Origin of the sequence: Calditerricola satsumensis, assembly GCF_014646935.1 — a bacterium.
Lineage (GTDB): Bacteria > Bacillota > Bacilli > Calditerricolales > Calditerricolaceae > Calditerricola > Calditerricola satsumensis.
In genome coordinates, this window is the sequence record NZ_BMOF01000043.1 from 1 (window position 1) to 20380 (window position 20380).

Below are 20380 nucleotides of genomic sequence, written 5' to 3' on the forward strand. Positions count from 1 at the left end.
TAAGATTTCGATGTGAGTGATCCAGTCTCCCTTCGGTTAGATTTTAGCTGAGTGATTGCGACCTGTTGCATTGCGCATTCCCCACTGTGATACAATGATGCTATATCAGACAAGCCAACCAAACATACCAAACATTTAAATCCTAAAACGGAAATAAGGTTCCAATCCCGATCCCGGCCCACGGATTGCGGCTCGGTGAATGGGCCAGACGCAACGTTCGCGTTGGGGCTTCCAGCTTTTCTCGCACAAACGGAGGGTTTCGAAGATGAACGCACGAAAAGCCAGCGAATCGCGCACCGTGATGACCGATATCGTCCTGCCGCCGGACACGAACACCCATGGGACGATTTTCGGCGGACGCGTCATGGCGTATGTGGACCGCATTGCCAGCATCGCGGCCATGCGCCACTGCCGCCGCCCCGTCGTCACCGCTTCCAGCGACAGCCTCGATTTTCTGGCCCCCATTCGCGTGGGCGACGCCATCTGCATTGAAGCCTTCGTCACGTGGACGCACAAAACGTCCATGGAGGTGTTTGTCAAAATCGAAGCGGAAGACCTCCTCACCGGCAAGCGCCGGCTGACCTCAACCTCCTATCTCACCTTCGTCGCCCTCGACGAAAACGGCAAGCCCACCCTTGTCCCGGAAGTGATCCCCGAGACGGAAGAGGAAAAGTGGCACTACGCCAAAGCCAAGGAGCGCTACGAAATGCGCAAGAAGCGGCGCGCCGAACTGCTCAATCGCACCCTCTGATGCACAAACGGCAAGGGGCACGGTCAAATCCCGTGCCCCTATGAACGAAGGGTATGATGTCCGCGCTTTCGCCACATTTCCACGACAAGGAGGCTTCAGCCGTGTCACTCGGGCAAACCATTCGCACCCTTCGTCAGCGTCGCGGCATGTCGCAGTCCGAATTGGCCGAAGGCATTTGCACGCAAAGCGAGATCAGCCGCATCGAAAACGACCTCGTGCTGCCTCAGCTCAACACGCTCAAAAAGATCGCCGCGCGGCTTGGCGTCACCTTGTATGAACTGAGCGAAGGCAGCGAAGAGAGCAGCCAGCGCATCGAAACGCTGCGCCGCATCCACCGGTACGTTCGCCAGCAGAAATGGCAAGAACTCGCCGCGCTTTTGGACGAGGAGGAACAGTCGGCCGCATCACGGGAACCCTTTTTCCGCGCCGCGCTGACCTGGGCCCGCGCCGTGGTGGTGATGGAGGCGGAGGAGAAACCGCACCGCGCCATCACCCTGTTGCACAACCTGCTGCACAAGATGGTGCCGCTCACGCTGGCGCTGCAAGGCCAAGTGGAAATGACGCTGGGCGACGCCCTGCTGCGAACGGCGCAGCCAGAGGAAGCCCGGCACATTCTCGAGCGAGCCTTTCACCGCATGGAATCCGCCCCTTCCCAATACGAGCCGTGGGTCCCCGTCCGAACCGCTTACCTGCTCAGCCTGGCGCACTGGCAATTGCAACAGGCCACCCGAAGCCTCTATTGGGCGGAAACCGCCCTGGAACTGGCCGACGCGCACGACCTAAGCTACCTCGTTGGCCAGGCGCACCTGCAAGCGGCCGTCGTGTTGGCGCATACCGGGCGATCGGCGGAGGCGCATCGCCACCTGGAGAAAGCCGCGTGCGCCGCACGGTTGACCGACGACGCCAGCCTGCAAGCGGAGATCGCCCAGTGGGAAGGGATGCTCTTTGCGCAGCGGCAAAATTCCTGAGACGGCGAAGGATGGGAACGACAGGCTGACGCGTTATCGGGATTTGGCCATGATTTGTTCAAAACTCTGACACAACTGTTCGCCGGCCTTCTTTGCTACAATCAAAAGAGGAACCTGTTCCCATGGCAAAGGAGGCGAAAACGTGAAAAACTTGCTTTCCTATTGGCGTCCCGCGCTGGTCGCCGCCGCGATCGCCCTTGCCCTCACCGGCTGCGGTGGAGCGAAAGAAGACAACCAAGGCACACAAGGAGGGCAGACGGAGCAAGGCCAGCAGCAGGGCGGACAAGCCCAGCAGCCGTCGGGTGACGGTTATGACGTCGCCAAGGCGGAAGCCTTGTACAAGCAAAACTGCGCCGCCTGTCACGGCGGGAACCTGGAGGGTGCCGTGGGCCCCAATCTGCAAACCGTTGGCTCGCGGCTGAGCAAGGACGAGATCCTGAACATCCTGCAAAACGGGAAAGGGACAATGCCGGGCGGCCTCGTGAAGGGCGAAGACGCCGAAACGCTGGCCGCGTGGCTGGCCGACAAGAAGTAAGGCAGAAGTTCCCGCATTCCCCCTGCTGCCTATGGCGCGGCAGGGAATTTTTTTGGCAACGCCAACGTTCCCTCCAGACAGGCCCATGCCAGGCGCATAAAAAAGCTGTTGACCGACTTCGGCCAACAGGCGCATCCTCAGGTTACCGAACCGTAACCGCAAGTTCCTTGTGATCATGCAGCGGTTCCTTCTCCACATGCACGCGAACCCGATACGCCCCCGGCTCCGGAAAGGCTACCGTCGTCACATAGGTGCCCGGCTGCTCCTCGTGGGCATCGGCGAAGGCGCGTTTCTGGGCACCTTCCCGCCCGTATTCCAGCCGCACCCGGGCTCCGGAAAGCGGGTGCCCCCCTTGCGCCACGACGATGGAAATGCGCTCCTTCTTGCCCGCGACAATCGGCTCGTCCATCTTGACGTCAAGGGTCAGGCTCCCGTGATCGTGGGAGTGGCCCTCCTTTTTCGGGGCTTCCGCTTCCGCCGGGTTCCCCACGACAAACGTGGTTTCCTCCATGCTGTGCATCTCGCGGGCGGTCACGTGGTACATCACGTGGTAACGCCCCGGTTGGTCAAGCCGTTTCCGGGCCTCATAGACGCCTTTGCCGCGATGCGCGGCGGGAAGGAATTCGTGCTGCGCATCGCCCTCACGCCACAACTCCACCTTCGCCTCTTGGGCATCGTCCACCGGTTTTCCATCTTGCGTGACCGAAAGGCGGAAGGTCACCTCATCGCCCGGTTGGATCGTTTGCGGTTCAATGGTCAGGGTCACGGCAATCGGCGAGGACGGAGCGGGCGGCTGCGTCGCGTTTTGGCAAGCGCCGAGCAGCACAGCCATGCCGATGAGTCCCACTGCCATGCCCAGGATCCTGCTGATACGCACGGATATCCCTCCTCAATTCCTCCGCTGGAGATTCGGCCACAGCATGTCTCTCCCAGTATAGGGCAAGCGCGTTCCCTTCCCAATGGCCCTTAAGAGCCATGAGGCGGTTCCCACGCCGACGGCTGAGGCGCGATTGAAAAATGTTCACTCATCATCGATTCTAGACAAAGAAAAATACCCTCCCTATCCCTCAAAAGGGCTAGGTTGTGACAAATGATTGGCTTTGTTTCTTCAGTCATGGCCCTCGTTGGGAGACGCACGCAAAAACCCCTGAAGCCCGAAGCTTCAGGGGCACTGTGCTTCATTGGCCATCCCCACGAATCGACCCGTTACGCGTTCGCATCGGTCCACGCCACGGGAATGCCCTCAGCTCGGCAGAAGGGTCGAGGCCAAGACCCCGCCGAGGATCAGCAGAATCAGCGCGACCGCCAGCTCCAGCCGCAACGCCCAAACAAGGATGAACCTTGCTCCCTGGCGCCGCGCCTTTTCCCCTTCCCCGCTCGCGTCTACCCGGGGAAGCACCAGAAAGCGGATCACAGCGGCAAGCAGCAACGCGAGGGCAGCGAGAGCCAGCTTGACGGACAGAAGAAGGCCATCGCCTGTGACCCACAGGTTGCTCCACGCGGATCGCCGCATCCACGCCATCAGCAACCCCGTTCCCCAGCCCACCGCCAGCACAGGCAGTGTCACGGTGAAAAAGCGGCGCAACCCCGAAACAAGCGGCGAAGGCATTCCCCCGTTTACGCGACCCTTGTCCGTGACAGCGACGAAGGCGGCCAATCCGCCAACCCACGCGGTCCAAGCGAAGAGGTGCAAGGTGTGCGCGAGTTTGGTCAACCATCCATACGGCTGGGATGCGGGAACATCCAAGGCGTGCGCGGTAAACGGAAACGTCAGCATCAACGCCGCCAATAAACCGGCAAGGATCTGCTGGCGCAGGCGGGGCGCAAGCTGAACCTGTTCCAGCTGCCCCATTCCCCATAACAACAGCGGACGTAACCACGCCGCAACGCCGATTGGCGTGGTAAACATGACGGTATGGACATTCAGCCAGAATGTCACGCCAAACCAGGGGCCTGAATTAAACGCTTGAGCGAACAGGAACACCCGAGCGAACCCTGTGAGGAGAAAGAACCACGTTGCGGCACGACGAACACGCTGCTGAACCTCCGGCGATTGCCATCCCAGATCCCGTAACGCCGGTTCTCGCGCAGCCGCCCAGCGCCACAGGCCAAGGATGCACACCACCGCGAACGCCACCAGCAGCTCGGCAGGACGCAACCAGCTATCGATCAGCCTCAGGAGATCGAAAAGGGGACTCACGCCTGGAACCACGCAAAACGTCAAGGGCTTCACCCCTCGCTTCTCCCTGATTACGGCATCCACCCGCGCTCGTACGCATACCGCGCCAGCTGAACGCGATTTTCAAGGTGCAGTTTATTGAGAATGTTTTTCAAGTGATTCTTGACCGTGTACTCGGAGATGCCCAGCTCCTCGGCGATCTCGCGGTTGGTTTTGCCTTGCGCCACCCGGTGCAAAATTTCCCGCTCCCGTTTGGATAGCGGGTCCTCGTTCTCCGGCGGGGCGGCGCGCTTCTCCGTGAGCTCGCGCAAGATGCACAGCGCCAGCTCCTTCGACAGGGGCGCCTCATCGACGGCCACGGCCCTTAAATAGGTCACCCACACATCGGGAGGCAGATGCTTCACCAGGTAGCCCTGCGCCCCCCTCTTGATCGCTTCGAATAGATGGGTGACCTCATCGGAAACCGTCATCATTACAATCTTGACGTACGGGAAGCGCTCCTTGATGCGTTTTGTCGCCTCAAGGCCGTCCATGCCCGGCAGCTTGATGTCCATCAGGATGAGGTCGGGCATGTGCTGCTCCGTCAGCGCAAGGGCTTCTTCGCCGCTCGTGGCTTCGGCGACGATCTCAAACTCCGGCGCAGCCTGCAGGATGTCGCGCACCGCTTCCCGCGCGTGCGCATGATCGTCGACAACCAGCACGCGGATCCGCATGGTCACGCTGGCTCCTCCCTTCGCACTTCAAACCGCGTGCGCCCGCCATCGCGCGAAAGGCGCAGCGTCCAGCCCATTCGCTCCGCACGTTCACGCAGGATCTTCAGGCCAAAGCCGTCGGGACAAGAAAGGGGATCACCGGTAAAACCCTGCCCGTCATCTTCCACCACCAGCCCCCATCCCTGCTTGGTCTCCCCGCACCAGATGCGCACCGATTTCGCCTGGGCGTGTTTGCGCACGTTGGCCAGCGCCTCGCGCAGGCAGGCGATCAATTCGACCTTCTCGCGGGTGGACAGGCGTGTTTCCGGCAGCGACCAGTCGACGGTCACGTCCAGATCCGTTTCGGCGCGCAGTCGATCGACGAGGTTCTGCACCGTCTGTTGCCATCCTTGGGCGTCACCGGATGCCGAGACCTGCAGGTTGGCGATGGCCTGGCGCACGTCATCGGACAGCTGACGCACGGTCTGACGGATTTGGTGGAACGCGGCCTCCTGCTCCGGGGTGAGGGTCTGGCCAAACCGATCGAGCTTCACCGCCAGCCAAAACAGCGTTTGGGCAATGCCGTCGTGCAGCTCCCGCGCCAGATTGGCCCGCTCTTCGAGGGCCGCTTTTTCCACCTGCGCGCGGTGCAAGTCGCGTTGCATGCGCTCGAGCAGGCGAAGCAAAGGGCGCAAGAATACAATCGATACCGCAAACACAAGAATCGGCGTGAGCCAGTTCCCCGCTTCCATTGACAGATACGGCAACAGGAATTCATGGCGCACGTATTCCCACAGCCCCACCGCCAAGGGCGGCAGCAGCAGGATGGACCCTTTCACCAGCCAATACGGCACGGGAAAGCCCCCTTCCGTCACCTTACATTCTTCGCCATTCTTCCCTCACGCCAATCGCACGATAAGCTCGATTCCGTTCGAACTTCTCCGGCAATAGGCTAGTCCTAAAAGAATTATAAAGGAAAAAAGCCGCCCGGCGCGGGCGACCTTCACTTTTTCAACAATCCTTAAAAATTGGCGTACACATACGGATCTTTGGGTGGCTCGACGGCCTTGTCGCGATCCACCTGGATGCGATCGACCAGCTGCCGCCGTAGGCCGCTTCCGTTGCGGCGAGGGTGACCAGGTTGATCTCCGGGGCGCCCTCTCATGCGTCCCCTCCTCGGCAGTCGTCACAGTAGCCGTAAATCTCAAATTTGTGGCCGGTTATGGTAAACCCCTTCGGCTGGCCCAGCACGGCGTCCATGGGGCACAGGTCGATGGCGATGGTCTTGCCGCACCCGGTGCAAATCAAGTGGTGATGGTGGCGTTCTGCGCCGGCGCAGGCGAAACGATAATGCTTCTCTCCGTCCAATTCCGTCGACTCGAGGATGCCCAACCGTTCGAACAGGGACAGGTTTCGGTATATGGTATCGAAGCTGACGCGGGGATATTCCTCCTGCATGTACGCGAGCACATCCCTCGCCGTCAGGTACCGCGTTTCCCGGGCGAAGATGTGGACCATCTTTTCGCGCTTCCCCGTATACTTGTAGCCGTGCTCCTTCAAGCGTGCCAGTGCCGTTTTGACATCCATGCGGTTCTCCCCTCGCCTACCCTCGTTCCCGCAGATGCCGGTACACCGCGGCGACCAGCAAAAAGAACAGGGCCACCAGAACAATGGTTCCGCCCGTCGCCAACCGAAATCCATAGGCCAGGGCGAACCCAATCGCCACCGACAGCTCGCTGATGGCGAGGGACGCCACCAGGGTGCGCCGAAAACCGCTCGCCACCAGCATGCCCGCGGCCACCGGCACCACCATCAGCCCGGAGACGAGCAGCACCCCGACGGCCCGCACAGCGGCGGAAATCGTCAGGGCCATCATCACGATGAACGCGTTCTCCACCGCCCGGACCGGAATGCCGACCACCCGGGCGTACTCGGCATCGAATGTGACGGCGAAGAGCTCCTTGTACAGGAGGGCGACGCCGCCGAGCACGAGCGCCGTGGCCACCGCCACAAGCTGCAGGTCGGCCGATTGCACGGCGACCAGATTGCCAAACAGATAGCCGGCCAAGTCGGCGCCAAAGCCGCCCATCAGCCGGAAGAGGACGACGCTGGCGCCGAGGGCGACGGCGAGCAGGATCGGCACGGCCAGCTCGGCGAATTGGGCGTAGGCGCGGCGCAGCCCCAACACGGCAAAGGCGCCGAGGACAGCGAAGGCCATGCCGTACGCCGGCGGGGTGAGGGACGCCAAAAACGGGACGGCGCTCCCTGCCATGGCCCCGACGGCCACCCCCAACAAGTTCACGTGCGCCAGCACTTCGCCGATCGCCGCCAGCCGCCGCGCGACGAGAAACAGCCCCATGATCGGGCAAAGAAGCCCCACCATCGCCCCGGTGAGCAGGGCGCGCTGGACGAGCGAGCCATCGAAAAACCCCTCCATATCGACGCCTCCGTCCGCGCCGTCCCCGGCGTCCCGCGCGACATCCCGCGCCGCCGGGCCGACGATCTCACGTACAAGCATATCACGGATGGGGAACCACGCCAAACCGCTTCGCCACAAGGACCAAGAGCAGGATCGCCGCGGCCAGGAGGACGATCACCCCGCCCGTCGCCAAATCGAGGACGTAGGAGAGGACCAGTCCGCCGAGAACGGCCAGCTCCGAAAAGCCGACGGCGTAGACGAACACCTGTTTAAAACTGCGGGCCATCTGCAGCGCGGCGGCAACGGGGAGCGTGATCAGCGACGAGACAAGGAGGAGCCCGACGATGTTCATCGCCACCCCGATGACCGCCGCCACAAACACGACGAAGACGGCGTGAATGGCCCGTCTGGGGATGCCCGCCACCGCCGCCCCTTCCTCGTCGAAGGAAAGGAAAAACAGCTCCTTGTACAACAGGACGACAGTGGCGAGAACGACCGCTCCCACGAGAAGCACGATGGTCAAGTCGGCGCGGGAGATGGCGATCAGGCTGCCAAACAGGTACCCGAACACATCGCCGTTGAACCCGTCGGCCAGGCTGATCAGGACCGCCGCCAAAGCCGTCCCCGCCGAGAGCAGGATGGGCAGCGACAGATCCGGGTACGACCGAAAGATGCGGCGGAGATGCTCGACAAAAAAGGCGCCCGCCACCGAGAAGGCCATCCCCACGTACACCGGGCTCACCCCTTGCAGCGCGGACACCGTTTTCTGCAGAAAGAGTCCCGCCGCAACACCGGAGAGGGCAACATGGGCCAGCGTGTCGGCGATCAGCGACAGGCGCCGCACGACAAGAAACACGCCGACGATCGGGCACACCATCCCGACGACGAGGCCCGCAAGGAGCGCTTGTTGCAAAAAGGGGAAAGTGAAAAACGCCTCGAACACGGCTACTCTTCCCCTCAGCTTCTCGTTGGTTGCGCGCGTCCGTGGTTGTGTTCCAACACGCGCACCTCGTGTCCGTAAAGCCGGTGCAGGATCTCGTCTCGATGGGCGGCAAACTCCCGCGAATCCCCGTGGAAATGCAGCCGTTTGTTCAAGCAGGCCACGCGATCGACCATCGACGTGATGGCGCCGATATCGTGGGAAACCAAGAGCAACGTGAGGCCCAGCTCCCGGCGCATCGACGCGAGCAGGGCGAAGAACTGGGCCACCGACTGCTCATCGACCCCGACGGTCGGCTCATCCAGGATGAGGAGTTCCGGATCGGCCACCAGGGCGCGAGCGATAAACACGCGCTGCTGCTGCCCGCCCGACAGCTTGCCGATCGGCTGGCGGGCATACTCGGCCATGCCCACCCATTCCAGCGTTTGGTACACCTTTTCCTTCTCCCGCTTCCCCATCCACTTGAAGAGGCCCATCTTGCCAAACAGCCCCATCGCCACCACTTCAAAGACGGTGGCGGGAAAGCCGCTGTTAAAGCTGTTGGCCTTTTGCGACACGTACCCGATCTTGGTCCACGCGCGAAAGCGTTCGAGGGGCTGACCGAAGAGGCGGATCTCCCCCCTGTCCGGCTTGAGCAGGCCGAGAATCAACTTGATCAGGGTCGATTTTCCGCCGCCGTTGGGCCCCACAAGGCCCACAAACGCGCCGCGCTCGACGGTCAGGTTGACGTCTTCCAGCACGAGGCGGTCGCCGTACGAAAAGGAGACATTTTGCACGTCCACAACCGGTTTGCCTGCGTTCATGATGCGACGCCAAGGGCTTTCTTCAAGACGGCAAGGTTTTCCCGCATCACGTCAAAGTAGTCCTTCCCCTTGGCCCGTTCCTCCTTTGTCAAACCTTCCAGCGGATTGAGCGTCAGGGCTTCCGCCTTGAGCTGCTCGCGCACCACTTCGGCCACTTTGTTGCTAACAAGGGTTTCGAATAGGATGTATTTTACGTTGTGTTCGCGGGCGAAGGCAAGAATCGCCTGCAGGTCCTTCTGACTCGGTTCGTCAGACGGCGCCAAGCCCGCAATGGCGATCTGCTTCAGCCCGTACCGATCGGCCAAATAGCCGTAGGCGCTGTGCGACACGATGATCTCCTTGCGCGGGGCCTGTTTCACCGCCGCTTCGTACTCGGCATGGAGGCGATCCAGCTCGGCGGCCAGCTTCTGATAATTCCCCTCGTAGATCGCCTTCCCTTCCGGATCGGCCTGGATCAGCGCATCGCGAATGGCCTGGGCGATGGCCTTGGCGCGCAGCGGATCGAGCCACACATGTGGATCGTTCGGCAGGAGGCGCACGTGTTCGGCCGCCTGGACGATGACCATGTTTGACGTGTCGACGGCATCCAGCACCTCGTCGATCCACCGCTCAAAGCCGGCCCCGTTGTACACAAAGACGTCCGCTTCGCTCAGCTTGACCACGTCCTTGGGCGTCGGCTCAAATTCATGCGGCTCTGCGCCCGGCGGCACCAGGTTGTGCACCTCGACGCGGTCTGCGCCGATTTGCTCGGCGAAGAACTGGTACGGATACAGGCTGGTGTAGACGGTAAGCTTCTCCGCATTATCCCCCTGTTCACCCACCGAAGGCGCGGCGCTTTGCCCGCAGCCGGCCAGCACCAGCAACAGAGCCAGCCACGCGGCCCACCCCTTCAACGAACGCGGAACTCGTCGCACGGTGATTCCTCCCTCCTCCGCGGGATCATGGTTTTCGTCTCCTTCGGGACCGTTCCGACCCAACTCCCCTTCGATTATACGAACACGCCTACCTCCTGTAAACAGGAACAATTTCGATTTAACGCTGCGCCTTACCCCGCAAAGCCCGCGCAGATCCAGGCGAGCAGCCCGGAAAAGGCCAAAGCTCAAAGCCGCTCTGGTGCGTCATCCAATTCCCATGTGCTTCAACACGACGCCACAGCCACCGACGGATGCGCCGGCACCGACAATGACGACGTCGTTCGTGGCGAGGTCCGGCATCGCGGGTTCCTCCCGTAAATCGTAATAATTACGATTTTAATCGTAACCGGGGGATCATCCCGCTGTCAAGGCGCCTGCGCGTTCAGAAAAAAACCACCAAAAAAGACCGGCTCCGCTTCACACCAAACGGTCCGGTCTGTCGTCCGCCCACGCCTCGAGTTGTTCGAGAAACGCGCGTGACTTGAGGCGCACGCCGACGTGTGCATCCCAGAAGGCGTGAAACAGCCGGCGCAGCTGGGCTTTGGTTTCCGCTTTCACGTTGATGGTGCCGATTTGGCCGACGTTCACGCGCGCCAGCCGCCGCAAAACGCCGGCCGCCGCCGGCGCCAGGTCGAGCGCATCGCGGTCGGCTGGCCGGCAGGCGGAACAGAGAAAACCGCCCTCGCGCACGCTGAACGCCGCCGCCTCCAGCCGCCCGCAGGCGACGCAGGCATCAAGGTGCGGCCGAACTCCGGAGGCGGCGAGAGCGCGCAGCTCATAGATGCGCGTGAGGATTTCCGGATCCTTTCCCGCTTCGATCTGCTCCAGAATGCCCACCAGCTGATCAAACAGGCGCGGGTGCGCTTCCCGCTCGGCCAGGAGGCGGTCCGTCACCTCCAGGATGTAGGCCGCGTACGCCGTTTGAAGCAAATCGTGACGGATGCGGGAAAAGGCGTGCAGGACCTCGCCCTGGCTCAGGGTGGCCAGCTCGCCTCCCGCATGGCAAAGATAAAGGCCGTGCGTAAGCGGCTGCGTCACGGCAGCCAACCGGCTGCGCGGTTTTTTCGCGCCGCGGGCGACGGCCCCCATCTTCCCTTGCTCGCGCGTGAACAAGGTGACGATCTTGTGCCCTTCTCCGTAATCCATCGTCCGCAGAACAACGCCTTCCACCCGAACGAGCATGCCCGGTCTCGCCTCGATTCGCGAATCGGGCGGCGTTCCTACGTCATGACAACCTCCGCCACGTTGCGTTCCTCCTGCTCCTCATGCCGCTTGGTGAGCTCGCGGTACAGGAGGTAGGCCTCGATGTTCCCGGTCGCGGCGAACACGTCCCACGAAAAGTCGCGCACCGCCAATCACCCTTTCGTGACGGATTGGTGCCTCTGTTTGTAGGATAGCCGCCCCACTTCCCGCTATACTGGAAAACGCTGTGCTCACCCTTCCGTAAAGCCAAAGTTTTTCAGGTAAAACTCCTGGTTTCGCCAATCCTTTTTCACTTTGACCCACAATTCCAAGTACACTTTGCTGCCCAACAGGCGCTCGATGTCCTCGCGCGCCAGGCGGCCAATCTCTTTCAGCATGGAGCCCTGTTTGCCGATCAGGATGGCCTTCTGCGAATCGCGCTCCGTGTAGATGACGGCGAGGATGTAGACGACGTCCTTCCCCTCGCGCCGCGTCATCTCCTCGACGACCACGGCCACAGAATGGGGCACTTCCTCCCGCGTCAGGAGGAGCACCTTTTCGCGAATCAGCTCGGCGACGATGAACCGCTCTGGATGATCGGTCACCTGATCGGGCGGATAGTACTGCGGCCCCTCCGGCAAATAGGCAAAAATTTTCTCCAGCAGCGCCTCCACGTTCGTGCCGTGCAGAGCGGAGATGGGCACCACCTCGGCGAACGCGAACGCGTTGCGGTAGGCGTCGGCAAAGGCCAGCACCCTGTCGGGGGAAACCTGGTCGATCTTGTTGATGACGAGAAAGACCGGCGTCTTGACTTCGCCGAGGCGCTCGAGAATGTAGCGGTCCCCCGGCCCGAGGGGTTCCTCCGTCACGTCGGCGAGGAAGAGGATGAGGTCCACTTCCTTTAACGCGTTTTCGGCGACGCGCACCATGTAGTCGCCCAGCTTGTGCTTGGGTTTGTGGATCCCCGGCGTGTCGAGGAAGATGATCTGGCCGCGCGCTTCCGTCAGCACGCCCTGGATCCGGTTCCGCGTCGTCTGCGGCTTGTCCGACATGATGGCGATCTTGTGGCCGATGGCCATGTTCAAGAGGGTCGACTTCCCCACGTTGGGCCGGCCGATGATGGCCACGAACCCCGACTTATGCCCGCTTTTCGCGTCCATGGAGATCCCCCCGTCCAAAGGCGCCGGGCAACAGCTCGGCCACCGTCTTGACCTCCGCGTCCCCTTTTAGGTTGGCCAGAATCACCGGCATGTCCGGCGGACACAGCTCGGCCAGCACCTGGCGGCAGGCCCCGCAGGGCGGCACCGGTCTTGGCGTGTCGGCGATGACGGCGAGCTTCACAAAGTCGCGCGCCCCCTCCGACACGGCCTTGAACAGCGCCGTCCGCTCGGCGCAATTGCACAGCCCATACGCCGCGTTTTCGATGTTGCACCCCGTAAACACCCGACCGTCGCGCGAAAGGAGCGCCGCGCCGACCGGAAACTGTGAATACGGCGTGTAGGCGCGGTCGCGCGCTTGGCGGGCCCATTCGATCAGCGTGCGGTCGTCCATCGGCGCGTCACCTCGCTCCCATGTGCCTTCCTACGGCGTTTGGCTTGTCGTCGTTGCAATGCATTTCCGGCAAAACCACCGGCGAGCCCTCCTGCGGCAGGACCACCCCGCCCGAAATGACCAGCTTCAAGCCGTCTTCCACGGAGAGATCCAGCGGGTAAACCTCCTCGCGCGGAACGAAGAGCAGCCAGCCCGATGTCGGGTTGGGCGTCGTCGGCAAAAAGACGGGCACGCACGCTTTTCCCGTCGTCTTTTCCAGCGCCTTGACGGCATTCCCCGTGACAAAGCCGATGGCGTACATTCCCGTGCGCGGGTACTCCACCAGCACGACGCGCTGGAACATCGAGCGGTCCTGCACGAACGCGTTGGTGATCTGCTGCACAGTGGTGTAAATGGTGCGGGCGATCGGAATGCGCGTAAAAAAGCGCTCCGTCTGGCGGATCACCTGCCGACCAATGATGCTGCGCGTCGCCATCCCTACGGCGACGAGAAGCAGCACGGTAACCAGGAGCCCAATGCCTGGAATCCGCTCCGCAAAGGTAAGGCCCAAGAAGTGCAGCCCGGCCGCATCCCGCGTCACGAGGCCAATCTGAACGAGAAAGTTGGAAAACATGACCCCCAGCGTGCGGTCCGCCATGTCGAACAGCATGCGCAACACATAGATTGTGGCAAAGGTCGGCAAGAGCACGAGGAAACCCATCAGCAAGTGGTTGCGAAACTGTCGAACCATCGTTCGCCGCATTCTCCCCTCGCCAATCCCCTACACGTGTATGGAAACGCCAATCCCTAACAGGATGCCCAGCGCGCCGCCGAGCACAACCGTTCCAAGCGCGCGCCAGCCCTTCTTTTGCCACGCCCAGAGGCTCACAAGGACAAGCAAGCCCGCCGCTATCCACACGCCGCCCAGCGCCGTCACCAAGCCGGTCCCCCACAAGGCCCGCCCGTCGACCAACGGCAGCGCCGACCACAGCGCCGCCAGGGCGATGGCCGCGCACGCGACGACGAGGACGTGAAGGTCGCGGTACGGCCACACACCACCGGTTGCCCACTGCCACAGCGGCGGGCCAAAGACGAGCAGACCGCACAGCACGGCGTACCCGGCGACCACCAGGACGGCGCCGGCCGCCGCGTCTTTGGCCACTTTGGCGAGGGGATGGCAGCGGGACGTGGCCAAATCGACGGCGCGCTCGATGGCCGTATTGGCCAATTCAAAGCTCATCACCAGCGCCACCGCCGTTACCACGCGCCAAAAGGCCGCCTCCGGAAAGGGCACAAACAAAAACGGCACAAGCACGGCGCTGGCAACGGCAACGTGCACGCGCATGTTGCGCTCGGCGCGAACCGCGGCGCCGATGCCTTCCCATGCCCTGCGCAAGGCGGCGACGGGGGATCGCTGGGCCACGTGGGTTCCCCCCCTTTAGCGGCGAAGGCCAAACCGCTGCAGAATCGCTTCCTGGCGGGCGAACATCTCCCGCTCCTCTTCCGGCGTCTGGTGATCGTAGCCCAACAGATGCAAAAAGCCGTGTACAGCGAGAAAGGCCAGCTCCCGTTCGAAGGAGTGGCCATACTGCGCGGCCTGTTCAGCGGCGCGGGGCACGGAAATCACGATGTCCCCGAGGGGCTCGGGCCCCTCCGGCACCTCGCTTACGGCCGTTTCCCCTTCGCCCGGTTCGCGCATGGGGAAGGAGAGGACGTCTGTGGGCCGATCGATGCCGCGCCAGGTGCGGTTCAGTTCGCGAATCCGTTCGTCGTCGGTCAACGTGACGCAAACTTCCGCGTGGGACACGTCCTCCGCCTCTGCCGCCGCCTGCAGCACCTCCTCGATGAGGCGCAGGTGGTCGTCGCGGAGCGGCGCCCCGTCATACTCGGTTACGATGTCCACCGCAATGGCCATGATGCGTCTCTCCTCGCTCTCGACTCTCCGGATCACCGCGCGGCGGCGGTCGACTCATCGCGCCGGACGTCCGTGGGGTATTCAATGCGCGAATGGAACATGCCGATCAGCGTCTCGACAATCGTGCGCGAGATGATCTCCAGCTCCTTGAGGGTCAAATCGCATTCGTGGAACTGGCCGTCGTCGAGGCGATCTTTGACAATGCGCCGCACCAGCTGGTCAAGCTGGCCCGGCGTCGGCCGCTTCATCGACCGCACCGCGGCCTCGACGCAGTCGCAAATGCCGACAATGGCCGCCTCTTTCGTCTGCGCCTTGGGGCCTGGATAGCGGAAATCCTCTTCGCGCACCTCGCCGCCCGGGTTTTGCTGTTTCGCCTTGTGGTAAAAGTACTTAAGCAGCGTCGTTCCGTGGTGTTGCTCGGCGATGTCGCGGATCGGCTTGGGAATCTTATAGGCCTTGAGCATCGCCACGCCATCGTACGGATGGGCAAGGATGATCCGCTTGCTCAGGTACGGCGACAGGCGATCGTGGGGATTCTCCGCCCCGTACTGGTTTTCGATGAAGTACTGCGGGCGCTTGGTCTTGCCGATGTCGTGATAATAGGCCCCGACACGCGCCAAGAGGCCGTTGGCGCCAATGGCTTCGGCAGCCGCTTCGGCCAGATTGGCCACGACCATGCTGTGATGGTATGTCCCCGGCGTTTCGGTGAGCAGTTTGCGCAGCAGGGGATGGTTCGGATTGGACAGCGCCAGCAGGCGGACGGACGAAAGAACCCCAAAGGCGTTTTCGAAAAACGGGAGCAGCCCCACCGTCAGCACCGTCGACAGCCAACCGCCGGCAAAGGCAAAGCCCACGGCCAGCAGCAACTCGGTCCAGGGGAGCGCCGCGCCATGCCGCGCGGTGAGGAGCACGGCAATGGCCGCGGCGGCGGAAGCAGCCCCGGAGACGGCGAAGCCGGTATAAAGAATGTTGTGGCGCTGGGTCATGCGCCCGATGCTGTACACCCCGGCCACGCTGCCGGCCAACACAACGAGCGCGTAGCGAAAATCGAGGGGCAGCTCAAAACTCTCGTTGTACAACAGCGCGGCCAGCGTGGCAAACAGCACGGATCCGGCAAGGGCCACCCGGTTGCTGACCAGGGCGGCCATCAGCGAGGCGCCGAGGGCGGCAGGGGCGACAAACCCGAAATACGGATAGGGCCGCGATTCCCACAGCGCAATGGCTTTCAGGGCAACCACCTGGACCACGGCAATGAGCGTCACCATCAGCAAGGTGCGGTTGTCCCTCCGCGCCGGCTTCGCGGTCGACGCCAACGTCGTCCACAGGATGGCCACCAGCATCGCCGCCAGTCCGGCCAGGCCCAGCATGGGCCACGGCGAGGGAGACGCCTCCACCAGCCCGAGCAGCTTGGCCTTGCGGTACCCCTCGGGCGTCACCACGGCGCCCTTTTCCACCAGGACCGTCCCCTGTTCGATGGTGACCGGTTTGACGAGGGAGCGGGCGAGCTCCCGACGCTTTTCCGTCTCCGCCTCGTCGTAAAAGACGTTCGGCACCACCGACGCCAGCGCCAGGGCACGGACAACGGTGCGCGCGCTGCGCCCCAGGTCGCTGCGCACAAGCTGTTCGTCCACCTTGGCCCGCGCCGCCTTGACCCCGGTGCCCTGATCAGGGACCCCTTCCAGCATAATCTGCCCCACGGTGTTCACCGTAATGGCGCGGGCGGCCTCCAACGTCTGCGGCGACAAGCGGACCATCGCCGTGTACACCTCATCCGACAGCTCATAGGGAACGATCGCCTTCAGCCGCGCGATCCGCTCGGCCGCCGGCCGGTTGGACGAGGCGAGGGCCTTGGCCTCGGCAAAGATGCGCTCCAGCACCTCAAGCTGGTTTGAGGTGATGCGGTCGTCCCGGCGAAACACCGGCTCGACGCCCGCTTCCGCCCGCTGGCGCGCGCTGCGTCTCCACGGGATCCTCCACGGTGTAGGGAGCAACGAGCGTGACCGGCGACGGCTGGCCCACCTTCAGCTCGTAGGCGGTCGGGCGCACATGCGGCAGGGCAAAGGCGAAGAGGATCCCCCACAGCACCAGCAGGAGCCCGATGCGCACCGCCGCACTCGCGTTCCAGGCCCGCAGGCCCGCGCGCACGCTCCCCCGTCCGCTTTGTGGCATGCTGTCCCCTCCTATCGCGCGGTCGCCCCAACCGTTTCCCGCTGCTCCTCGTACGCCTCGATGATCTTCTGGACAAGGGTGTGCCGGACGACATCGGCTTGCGTGAGGTAGATGAACGCGATTTCCGGGATGCCCCGGAGAACGCGCTCCGCATCGCGCAGGCCCGACACCTTGCCCGGCGGCAGGTCGATTTGCGTCACGTCGCCGGTGATGACCATCTTCGAGCCGAACCCCAGGCGCGTCAGGAACATCTTCATCTGTTCGGAGGTGGTGTTCTGCGCTTCGTCGAGGATGATGAAGGAGTCGTCAAGGGTTCGCCCGCGCATGTAGGCAAGGGGGGCGATTTCAATCAGCCCGCGCTCGATAAACTTGGCCACCGCATCCGGCCCCAGGATCGTGTGCAGGGCGTCGTAAATCGGGCGCAAGTACGGGTTGACCTTCTCCTGAAGGTCGCCGGGCAAAAAGCCCAGGTTCTCCCCCGCCTCAACGGCCGGCCGGGTGAGGACGATCCGCTTCACCTCGCCGCCTTTCAGGGCGTTGACGGCCATGACCACGGCCAAAAACGTTTTCCCCGTTCCCGCCGGCCCGATGGCAAACACGATGTCCCGCTTGCGCATCGCCGCCACATAGTGGCGCTGGCCCAGCGTTTTGACGCGAATGGGCTTGCCCTTGAACGTCACGCCAATCTCCTCGTGAAAGAGGTCCACGAGCTCGTCCACCAGACCGCGGCGAGCCAACTCAATGGCGTACTGGACATCGCCCTCGCTGAGCGAAAAGCCTTTTCGGATCAGGGCGAGCAGGACGCGAAAGAGCTGCTCGACGCGCTGGGCTTCTTCGGGATCGCCTGTAATGGCCACCTCGTTGTTGCGGGAAACGATCTTGGCCCGCGTGGCCGCCTCGATCCGCTTGAGAAACGCGTCGTGCGGTCCGAAGAGCATCAAGCCTTCTTCGGGATCGCGCAACAGGATTTTGTACGTGACAGGTTGCAACGGTCCTCAATCTCCTTGCTCCGGAATGGGCTGCGCCCTGGCGATGTTCTCAAGCGTCACGACGTGCAGTTTCATATACAATGTATCATTCCGCACTACGCTGTGCAAAACCTTTTCCCGCAGGATTCGACCCTCATCGCCGATGCGGCGCAGGACGTCGGCACGGGCCAGCCGCTTCCCGATCGCTGCCGCTTCGGTGGGCGACACGCGCACCTCTTGCAGCTCGGTTTCCAGAAAAACCTCCTTCCTCCACCCGAGCGGCAAGCGTCGGCCGAACAGCGCACCCTCTTCGCGCTCTTCGACAACGCGGTATCGGGCGAAGGGAACGGCCTCGTACCCGCGCAGGCGGATGCGGTAGGTGCCGACGAGGGCATACGTGCGGGCAAACCGCCGCCCGGTGAGCACCTCGCGCTTTTGCACAAGGGGAACGGCCACCTCGCTCTCGTACCACACCTCGGCCTCCACTTTCCCCTCGGCGCCCACGATGCGCGTCTGCCCCTCGTCGCCCATCACCCCAGACACCAGCACCTGTCCTGGGGCCACCCATTCGTTGGGGCGCACCAGCGGACGACCGCGTTCCACAATCAGACGGTGCACCATCCCGCGCTTGGCGGCGACCAAATGGCTCGGCCCCTGAGCGGGCTTCTCTTCGGGCTTCACCTGCTCGACGACGGTGATGCGCACGCGCGTGCCCTTCATTTCAATGCCCACCCACGCCACGTCGGGCAGGCGGGAGAGGAGCTGCCGCTGCAACTCGTCCAATTCCTTCATGTGCGCGCGCCATTGACCCCGCTTGATGCCCAGCTCTTCGGCCACCCGCCGCACCTCCTCGTCGCGCAAGCGCTCGTTGCCGACCACCTCCACGTGCCACACCATCTGCGAGAGCCCGTACAACAGGACGACAAAAAAAAGCAAGCCGGTGACGAATCCCTTGCGCCGCGCCAGGCGGTAGCGCCAAAAGGGCCAACCCCGCTTCGCCACAATGCGCGCGCGAATTCCCAGCGGCCGCCGCGCGCTCCGCAAGCGCCGCACGTCCCGCACCAAAACGGCCAGGCGCGCCTGGCGCTCGCCGGTGATGCGCACATCCCACACGAACACGCCCTGGCGCACGATCTGGTTCAAAAACCGCTCCAGGTATCGTCCGCGAATCGCGAGCACCACATACCCCAGCCACCATTTCAACCACCGGTCGCGCACCGCCCTTTCGCCCCCTCTATTTCAAAAACGTGATGGTGTCGATTTGCCCTTCGACAAACAGCTCTTCCGGCAAAATGGCGCGCAGGACCAGATTTTTTCCGCGGATCACCAGCTGCCCGCTGGTGAGAAGGAGACGCAACTCCTGCTCGTCGAACTGCAAGACGCCGCGATGGTTTTCGATGTACGCGTGAAAGGCGCCGATCATCGTGATCCTGGGCACGTCGAGGAGGGCGTCATCCGGGAGGTCGAGTGTTTGCACCGCCCAGCGACGCAGCCGACGGGTCCACCTGGCCATGCGCCCCGCCTCCTTTTCTCTCACAGGAATATGCGCGGCGCGGACCGGTTATGGCATCAACGAAAACGCCCACCCCGGACCGTTCCGGAGTGGGCGCAGGGGCGTCAGTCGCCGAGCACCTGTTGCACGAGAGCGTTGACCCGCTTTCCGTCGGCGCGCCCTTTCACCTTGGGCATCAGGACGCGCATCACCTTCCCGAGATCCTTCTTCGACGTTGCGCCGACCTCCTGCACCGCATTGCGGATCAGCTCGAGCAGCTCCTCATCGGACAGCTGCTCGGGCAGGTACTGGGTCAACACCTCGATCTCGGCCTTGACCTTGTCCACAAGGTCTTGCCGACCGGCTTTTTCAAACTCGTGGAGGGAATCGCGTCTCTGTTTCAGCTCGCGATGCAGAACGGCGATCACGTCGTCGTCGGTGAGGGGACGACCCTTCTCGATCTCCTCGTTCTTGATCGCGGAGCGTGCCATGCGAATGACCGAGAGCCGAACCGCATCCTTTGCCTTCATCGCTTGCTTCATGTCTTCGGTCAGCCGCTCGATGAGGCTCATGCTTTCCCCTCCAACCTTACTTCCCCCGCTTGCGCGCAGCCGCTTGGGCCTTCTTCTTGCGGCGAACGCTGGGCTTTTCGTAGTGTGCGCGCTTCTTCACTTCGGCCAAAATGCCGTCGCGAGCCAGCGTCTTTTTAAAGCGGCGCAGCGCGCTGTCCAGAGACTCGTTCTTGCGGACGCGAATCGCAGGCACCCTCTTCCCTCCCTCCGCTCAAGCCCTCACAGACCCAGTACCTTCCGTCCTGAAGTCTGTCTGTCTCATTATAGTACACGGTGGGAGGGCGGTCAACGACGCGCAATCACTCAGCTAAAATCTAACCGAAGGGAGACTGGATCACTCACATCGAAATC

26 protein-coding genes are annotated in these 20380 nt (G+C 62.8%); 3 read left to right on the forward strand and 23 right to left on the reverse strand.

Annotated elements, in window-relative coordinates:
• Window positions 1–265: 265 nt before the first annotated feature.
• The 3 genes from IEX61_RS09495 (at window position 266) to cccB (ending at window position 2254) form a co-directional block, all read left to right on the forward strand.
• A complete protein-coding gene (locus IEX61_RS09495; RefSeq protein WP_054669991.1) occupies window positions 266–751 on the forward strand; it encodes an acyl-CoA thioesterase in 486 nt (161 codons plus the stop codon).
• Window positions 752–852: 101 nt separating this feature from the next.
• A complete protein-coding gene (locus tag IEX61_RS09500) occupies window positions 853–1719 on the forward strand; it encodes a helix-turn-helix domain-containing protein (RefSeq protein ID WP_054669987.1) in 867 nt (288 codons plus the stop codon).
• Window positions 1720–1861: 142 nt separating this feature from the next.
• Entirely contained in the window at window positions 1862–2254 is a 393-nt protein-coding gene (gene cccB, locus IEX61_RS09505; protein WP_229725822.1) for a cytochrome c551, read from the forward strand.
• Between the two features lie 142 nt (window positions 2255–2396).
• Here cccB and IEX61_RS09510 read toward each other — a convergent pair whose 3' ends face one another.
• The 23 genes from IEX61_RS09510 to rpsU form a co-directional block, all read right to left on the reverse strand.
• Window positions 2397–3131, reverse strand: coding sequence for a FixH family protein (locus tag IEX61_RS09510; protein ID WP_054669983.1), 735 nt, complete (start codon window positions 3129–3131; stop codon window positions 2397–2399).
• A 366-nt stretch (window positions 3132–3497) separates the two neighbouring features.
• Window positions 3498–4487 (reverse strand): CopD family protein, encoded by a 990-nt coding sequence (locus IEX61_RS09515; RefSeq protein WP_188817774.1) that lies wholly within the window; start codon window positions 4485–4487, stop codon window positions 3498–3500.
• 17 nt (window positions 4488–4504) lie between these two features.
• Window positions 4505–5146 carry a response regulator gene (locus tag IEX61_RS09520; protein ID WP_054669976.1) on the reverse strand — a complete coding sequence of 214 codons (642 nt, stop codon included), beginning with the start codon at window positions 5144–5146 and terminating at the stop codon, window positions 4505–4507.
• 2 nt (window positions 5147–5148) lie between these two features.
• The gene (locus tag IEX61_RS09525) at window positions 5149–5979 is read right to left on the reverse strand and encodes a sensor histidine kinase (protein ID WP_054669972.1); all 831 of its coding nucleotides are present in this window, start codon (window positions 5977–5979) and stop codon (window positions 5149–5151) included.
• Between the two features lie 307 nt (window positions 5980–6286).
• Window positions 6287–6712 carry a Fur family transcriptional regulator gene (locus tag IEX61_RS09530; RefSeq protein WP_188817776.1) on the reverse strand — a complete coding sequence of 142 codons (426 nt, stop codon included), beginning with the start codon at window positions 6710–6712 and terminating at the stop codon, window positions 6287–6289.
• Between the two features lie 16 nt (window positions 6713–6728).
• A complete protein-coding gene (locus tag IEX61_RS09535; protein ID WP_054669969.1) occupies window positions 6729–7643 on the reverse strand; it encodes a metal ABC transporter permease in 915 nt (304 codons plus the stop codon).
• Window position 7644: 1 nt separating this feature from the next.
• Window positions 7645–8487 carry a metal ABC transporter permease gene (locus IEX61_RS09540; protein WP_054669966.1) on the reverse strand — a complete coding sequence of 281 codons (843 nt, stop codon included), beginning with the start codon at window positions 8485–8487 and terminating at the stop codon, window positions 7645–7647.
• Between the two features lie 14 nt (window positions 8488–8501).
• The gene (locus IEX61_RS09545) at window positions 8502–9287 is read right to left on the reverse strand and encodes a metal ABC transporter ATP-binding protein (protein ID WP_188817777.1); all 786 of its coding nucleotides are present in this window, start codon (window positions 9285–9287) and stop codon (window positions 8502–8504) included.
• Window positions 9284–10201 carry a metal ABC transporter substrate-binding protein gene (locus IEX61_RS09550; protein WP_172673469.1) on the reverse strand — a complete coding sequence of 306 codons (918 nt, stop codon included), beginning with the start codon at window positions 10199–10201 and terminating at the stop codon, window positions 9284–9286. The genes IEX61_RS09545 and IEX61_RS09550 overlap by 4 nt, the downstream gene beginning before the upstream one ends.
• Window positions 10202–10618: 417 nt before the next feature.
• Complete coding sequence (gene recO / locus IEX61_RS09555) at window positions 10619–11371, reverse strand: DNA repair protein RecO (RefSeq protein ID WP_229725823.1); 753 nt, start codon at window positions 11369–11371, stop codon at window positions 10619–10621.
• Between the two features lie 50 nt (window positions 11372–11421).
• Window positions 11422–11550 carry a YqzL family protein gene (locus IEX61_RS09560; protein ID WP_157057854.1) on the reverse strand — a complete coding sequence of 43 codons (129 nt, stop codon included), beginning with the start codon at window positions 11548–11550 and terminating at the stop codon, window positions 11422–11424.
• A gap of 84 nt (window positions 11551–11634) precedes the next feature.
• Window positions 11635–12543, reverse strand: a complete 909-nt coding sequence (gene era, locus IEX61_RS09565; RefSeq protein WP_188817781.1) for a GTPase Era — start codon at window positions 12541–12543, stop codon at window positions 11635–11637.
• The gene (locus IEX61_RS09570) at window positions 12521–12934 is read right to left on the reverse strand and encodes a cytidine deaminase (RefSeq protein ID WP_054672645.1); all 414 of its coding nucleotides are present in this window, start codon (window positions 12932–12934) and stop codon (window positions 12521–12523) included. Before IEX61_RS09570 ends, era begins: the two co-directional genes overlap by 23 nt.
• A 7-nt stretch (window positions 12935–12941) precedes the next feature.
• The gene (locus IEX61_RS09575) at window positions 12942–13664 is read right to left on the reverse strand and encodes a DUF502 domain-containing protein (protein WP_054672643.1); all 723 of its coding nucleotides are present in this window, start codon (window positions 13662–13664) and stop codon (window positions 12942–12944) included.
• A 30-nt stretch (window positions 13665–13694) separates the two neighbouring features.
• On the reverse strand, window positions 13695–14336 hold the full coding sequence (locus tag IEX61_RS09580) for a diacylglycerol kinase family protein (protein ID WP_229725824.1): 642 nt from the start codon (window positions 14334–14336) through the stop codon (window positions 13695–13697).
• A gap of 15 nt (window positions 14337–14351) precedes the next feature.
• Window positions 14352–14828 carry an rRNA maturation RNase YbeY gene (ybeY, locus tag IEX61_RS09585; RefSeq protein WP_054671178.1) on the reverse strand — a complete coding sequence of 159 codons (477 nt, stop codon included), beginning with the start codon at window positions 14826–14828 and terminating at the stop codon, window positions 14352–14354.
• A gap of 32 nt (window positions 14829–14860) precedes the next feature.
• Window positions 14861–16747 carry an HD family phosphohydrolase gene (locus IEX61_RS09590; RefSeq protein WP_054671174.1) on the reverse strand — a complete coding sequence of 629 codons (1887 nt, stop codon included), beginning with the start codon at window positions 16745–16747 and terminating at the stop codon, window positions 14861–14863.
• Window positions 16707–16997: a hypothetical protein gene (locus IEX61_RS09595; protein ID WP_157057737.1), complete on the reverse strand. Its 291-nt coding sequence runs from the start codon at window positions 16995–16997 to the stop codon at window positions 16707–16709. Before IEX61_RS09595 ends, IEX61_RS09590 begins: the two co-directional genes overlap by 41 nt.
• Before the next feature lie 11 nt (window positions 16998–17008).
• Window positions 17009–17935: a PhoH family protein gene (locus IEX61_RS09600; protein ID WP_054671180.1), complete on the reverse strand. Its 927-nt coding sequence runs from the start codon at window positions 17933–17935 to the stop codon at window positions 17009–17011.
• Between the two features lie 57 nt (window positions 17936–17992).
• Window positions 17993–19183 carry a sporulation protein YqfD gene (gene yqfD / locus IEX61_RS09605; RefSeq protein ID WP_188817783.1) on the reverse strand — a complete coding sequence of 397 codons (1191 nt, stop codon included), beginning with the start codon at window positions 19181–19183 and terminating at the stop codon, window positions 17993–17995.
• Between the two features lie 16 nt (window positions 19184–19199).
• Window positions 19200–19478: a sporulation protein YqfC gene (yqfC, locus tag IEX61_RS09610; RefSeq protein ID WP_054671160.1), complete on the reverse strand. Its 279-nt coding sequence runs from the start codon at window positions 19476–19478 to the stop codon at window positions 19200–19202.
• Window positions 19479–19582: 104 nt separating this feature from the next.
• On the reverse strand, window positions 19583–20029 hold the full coding sequence (locus IEX61_RS09615; RefSeq protein ID WP_054671158.1) for a GatB/YqeY domain-containing protein: 447 nt from the start codon (window positions 20027–20029) through the stop codon (window positions 19583–19585).
• 16 nt (window positions 20030–20045) lie between these two features.
• Window positions 20046–20222: a 30S ribosomal protein S21 gene (gene rpsU / locus IEX61_RS09620; protein ID WP_054671155.1), complete on the reverse strand. Its 177-nt coding sequence runs from the start codon at window positions 20220–20222 to the stop codon at window positions 20046–20048.
• Window positions 20223–20380: the final 158 nt, after the last annotated feature.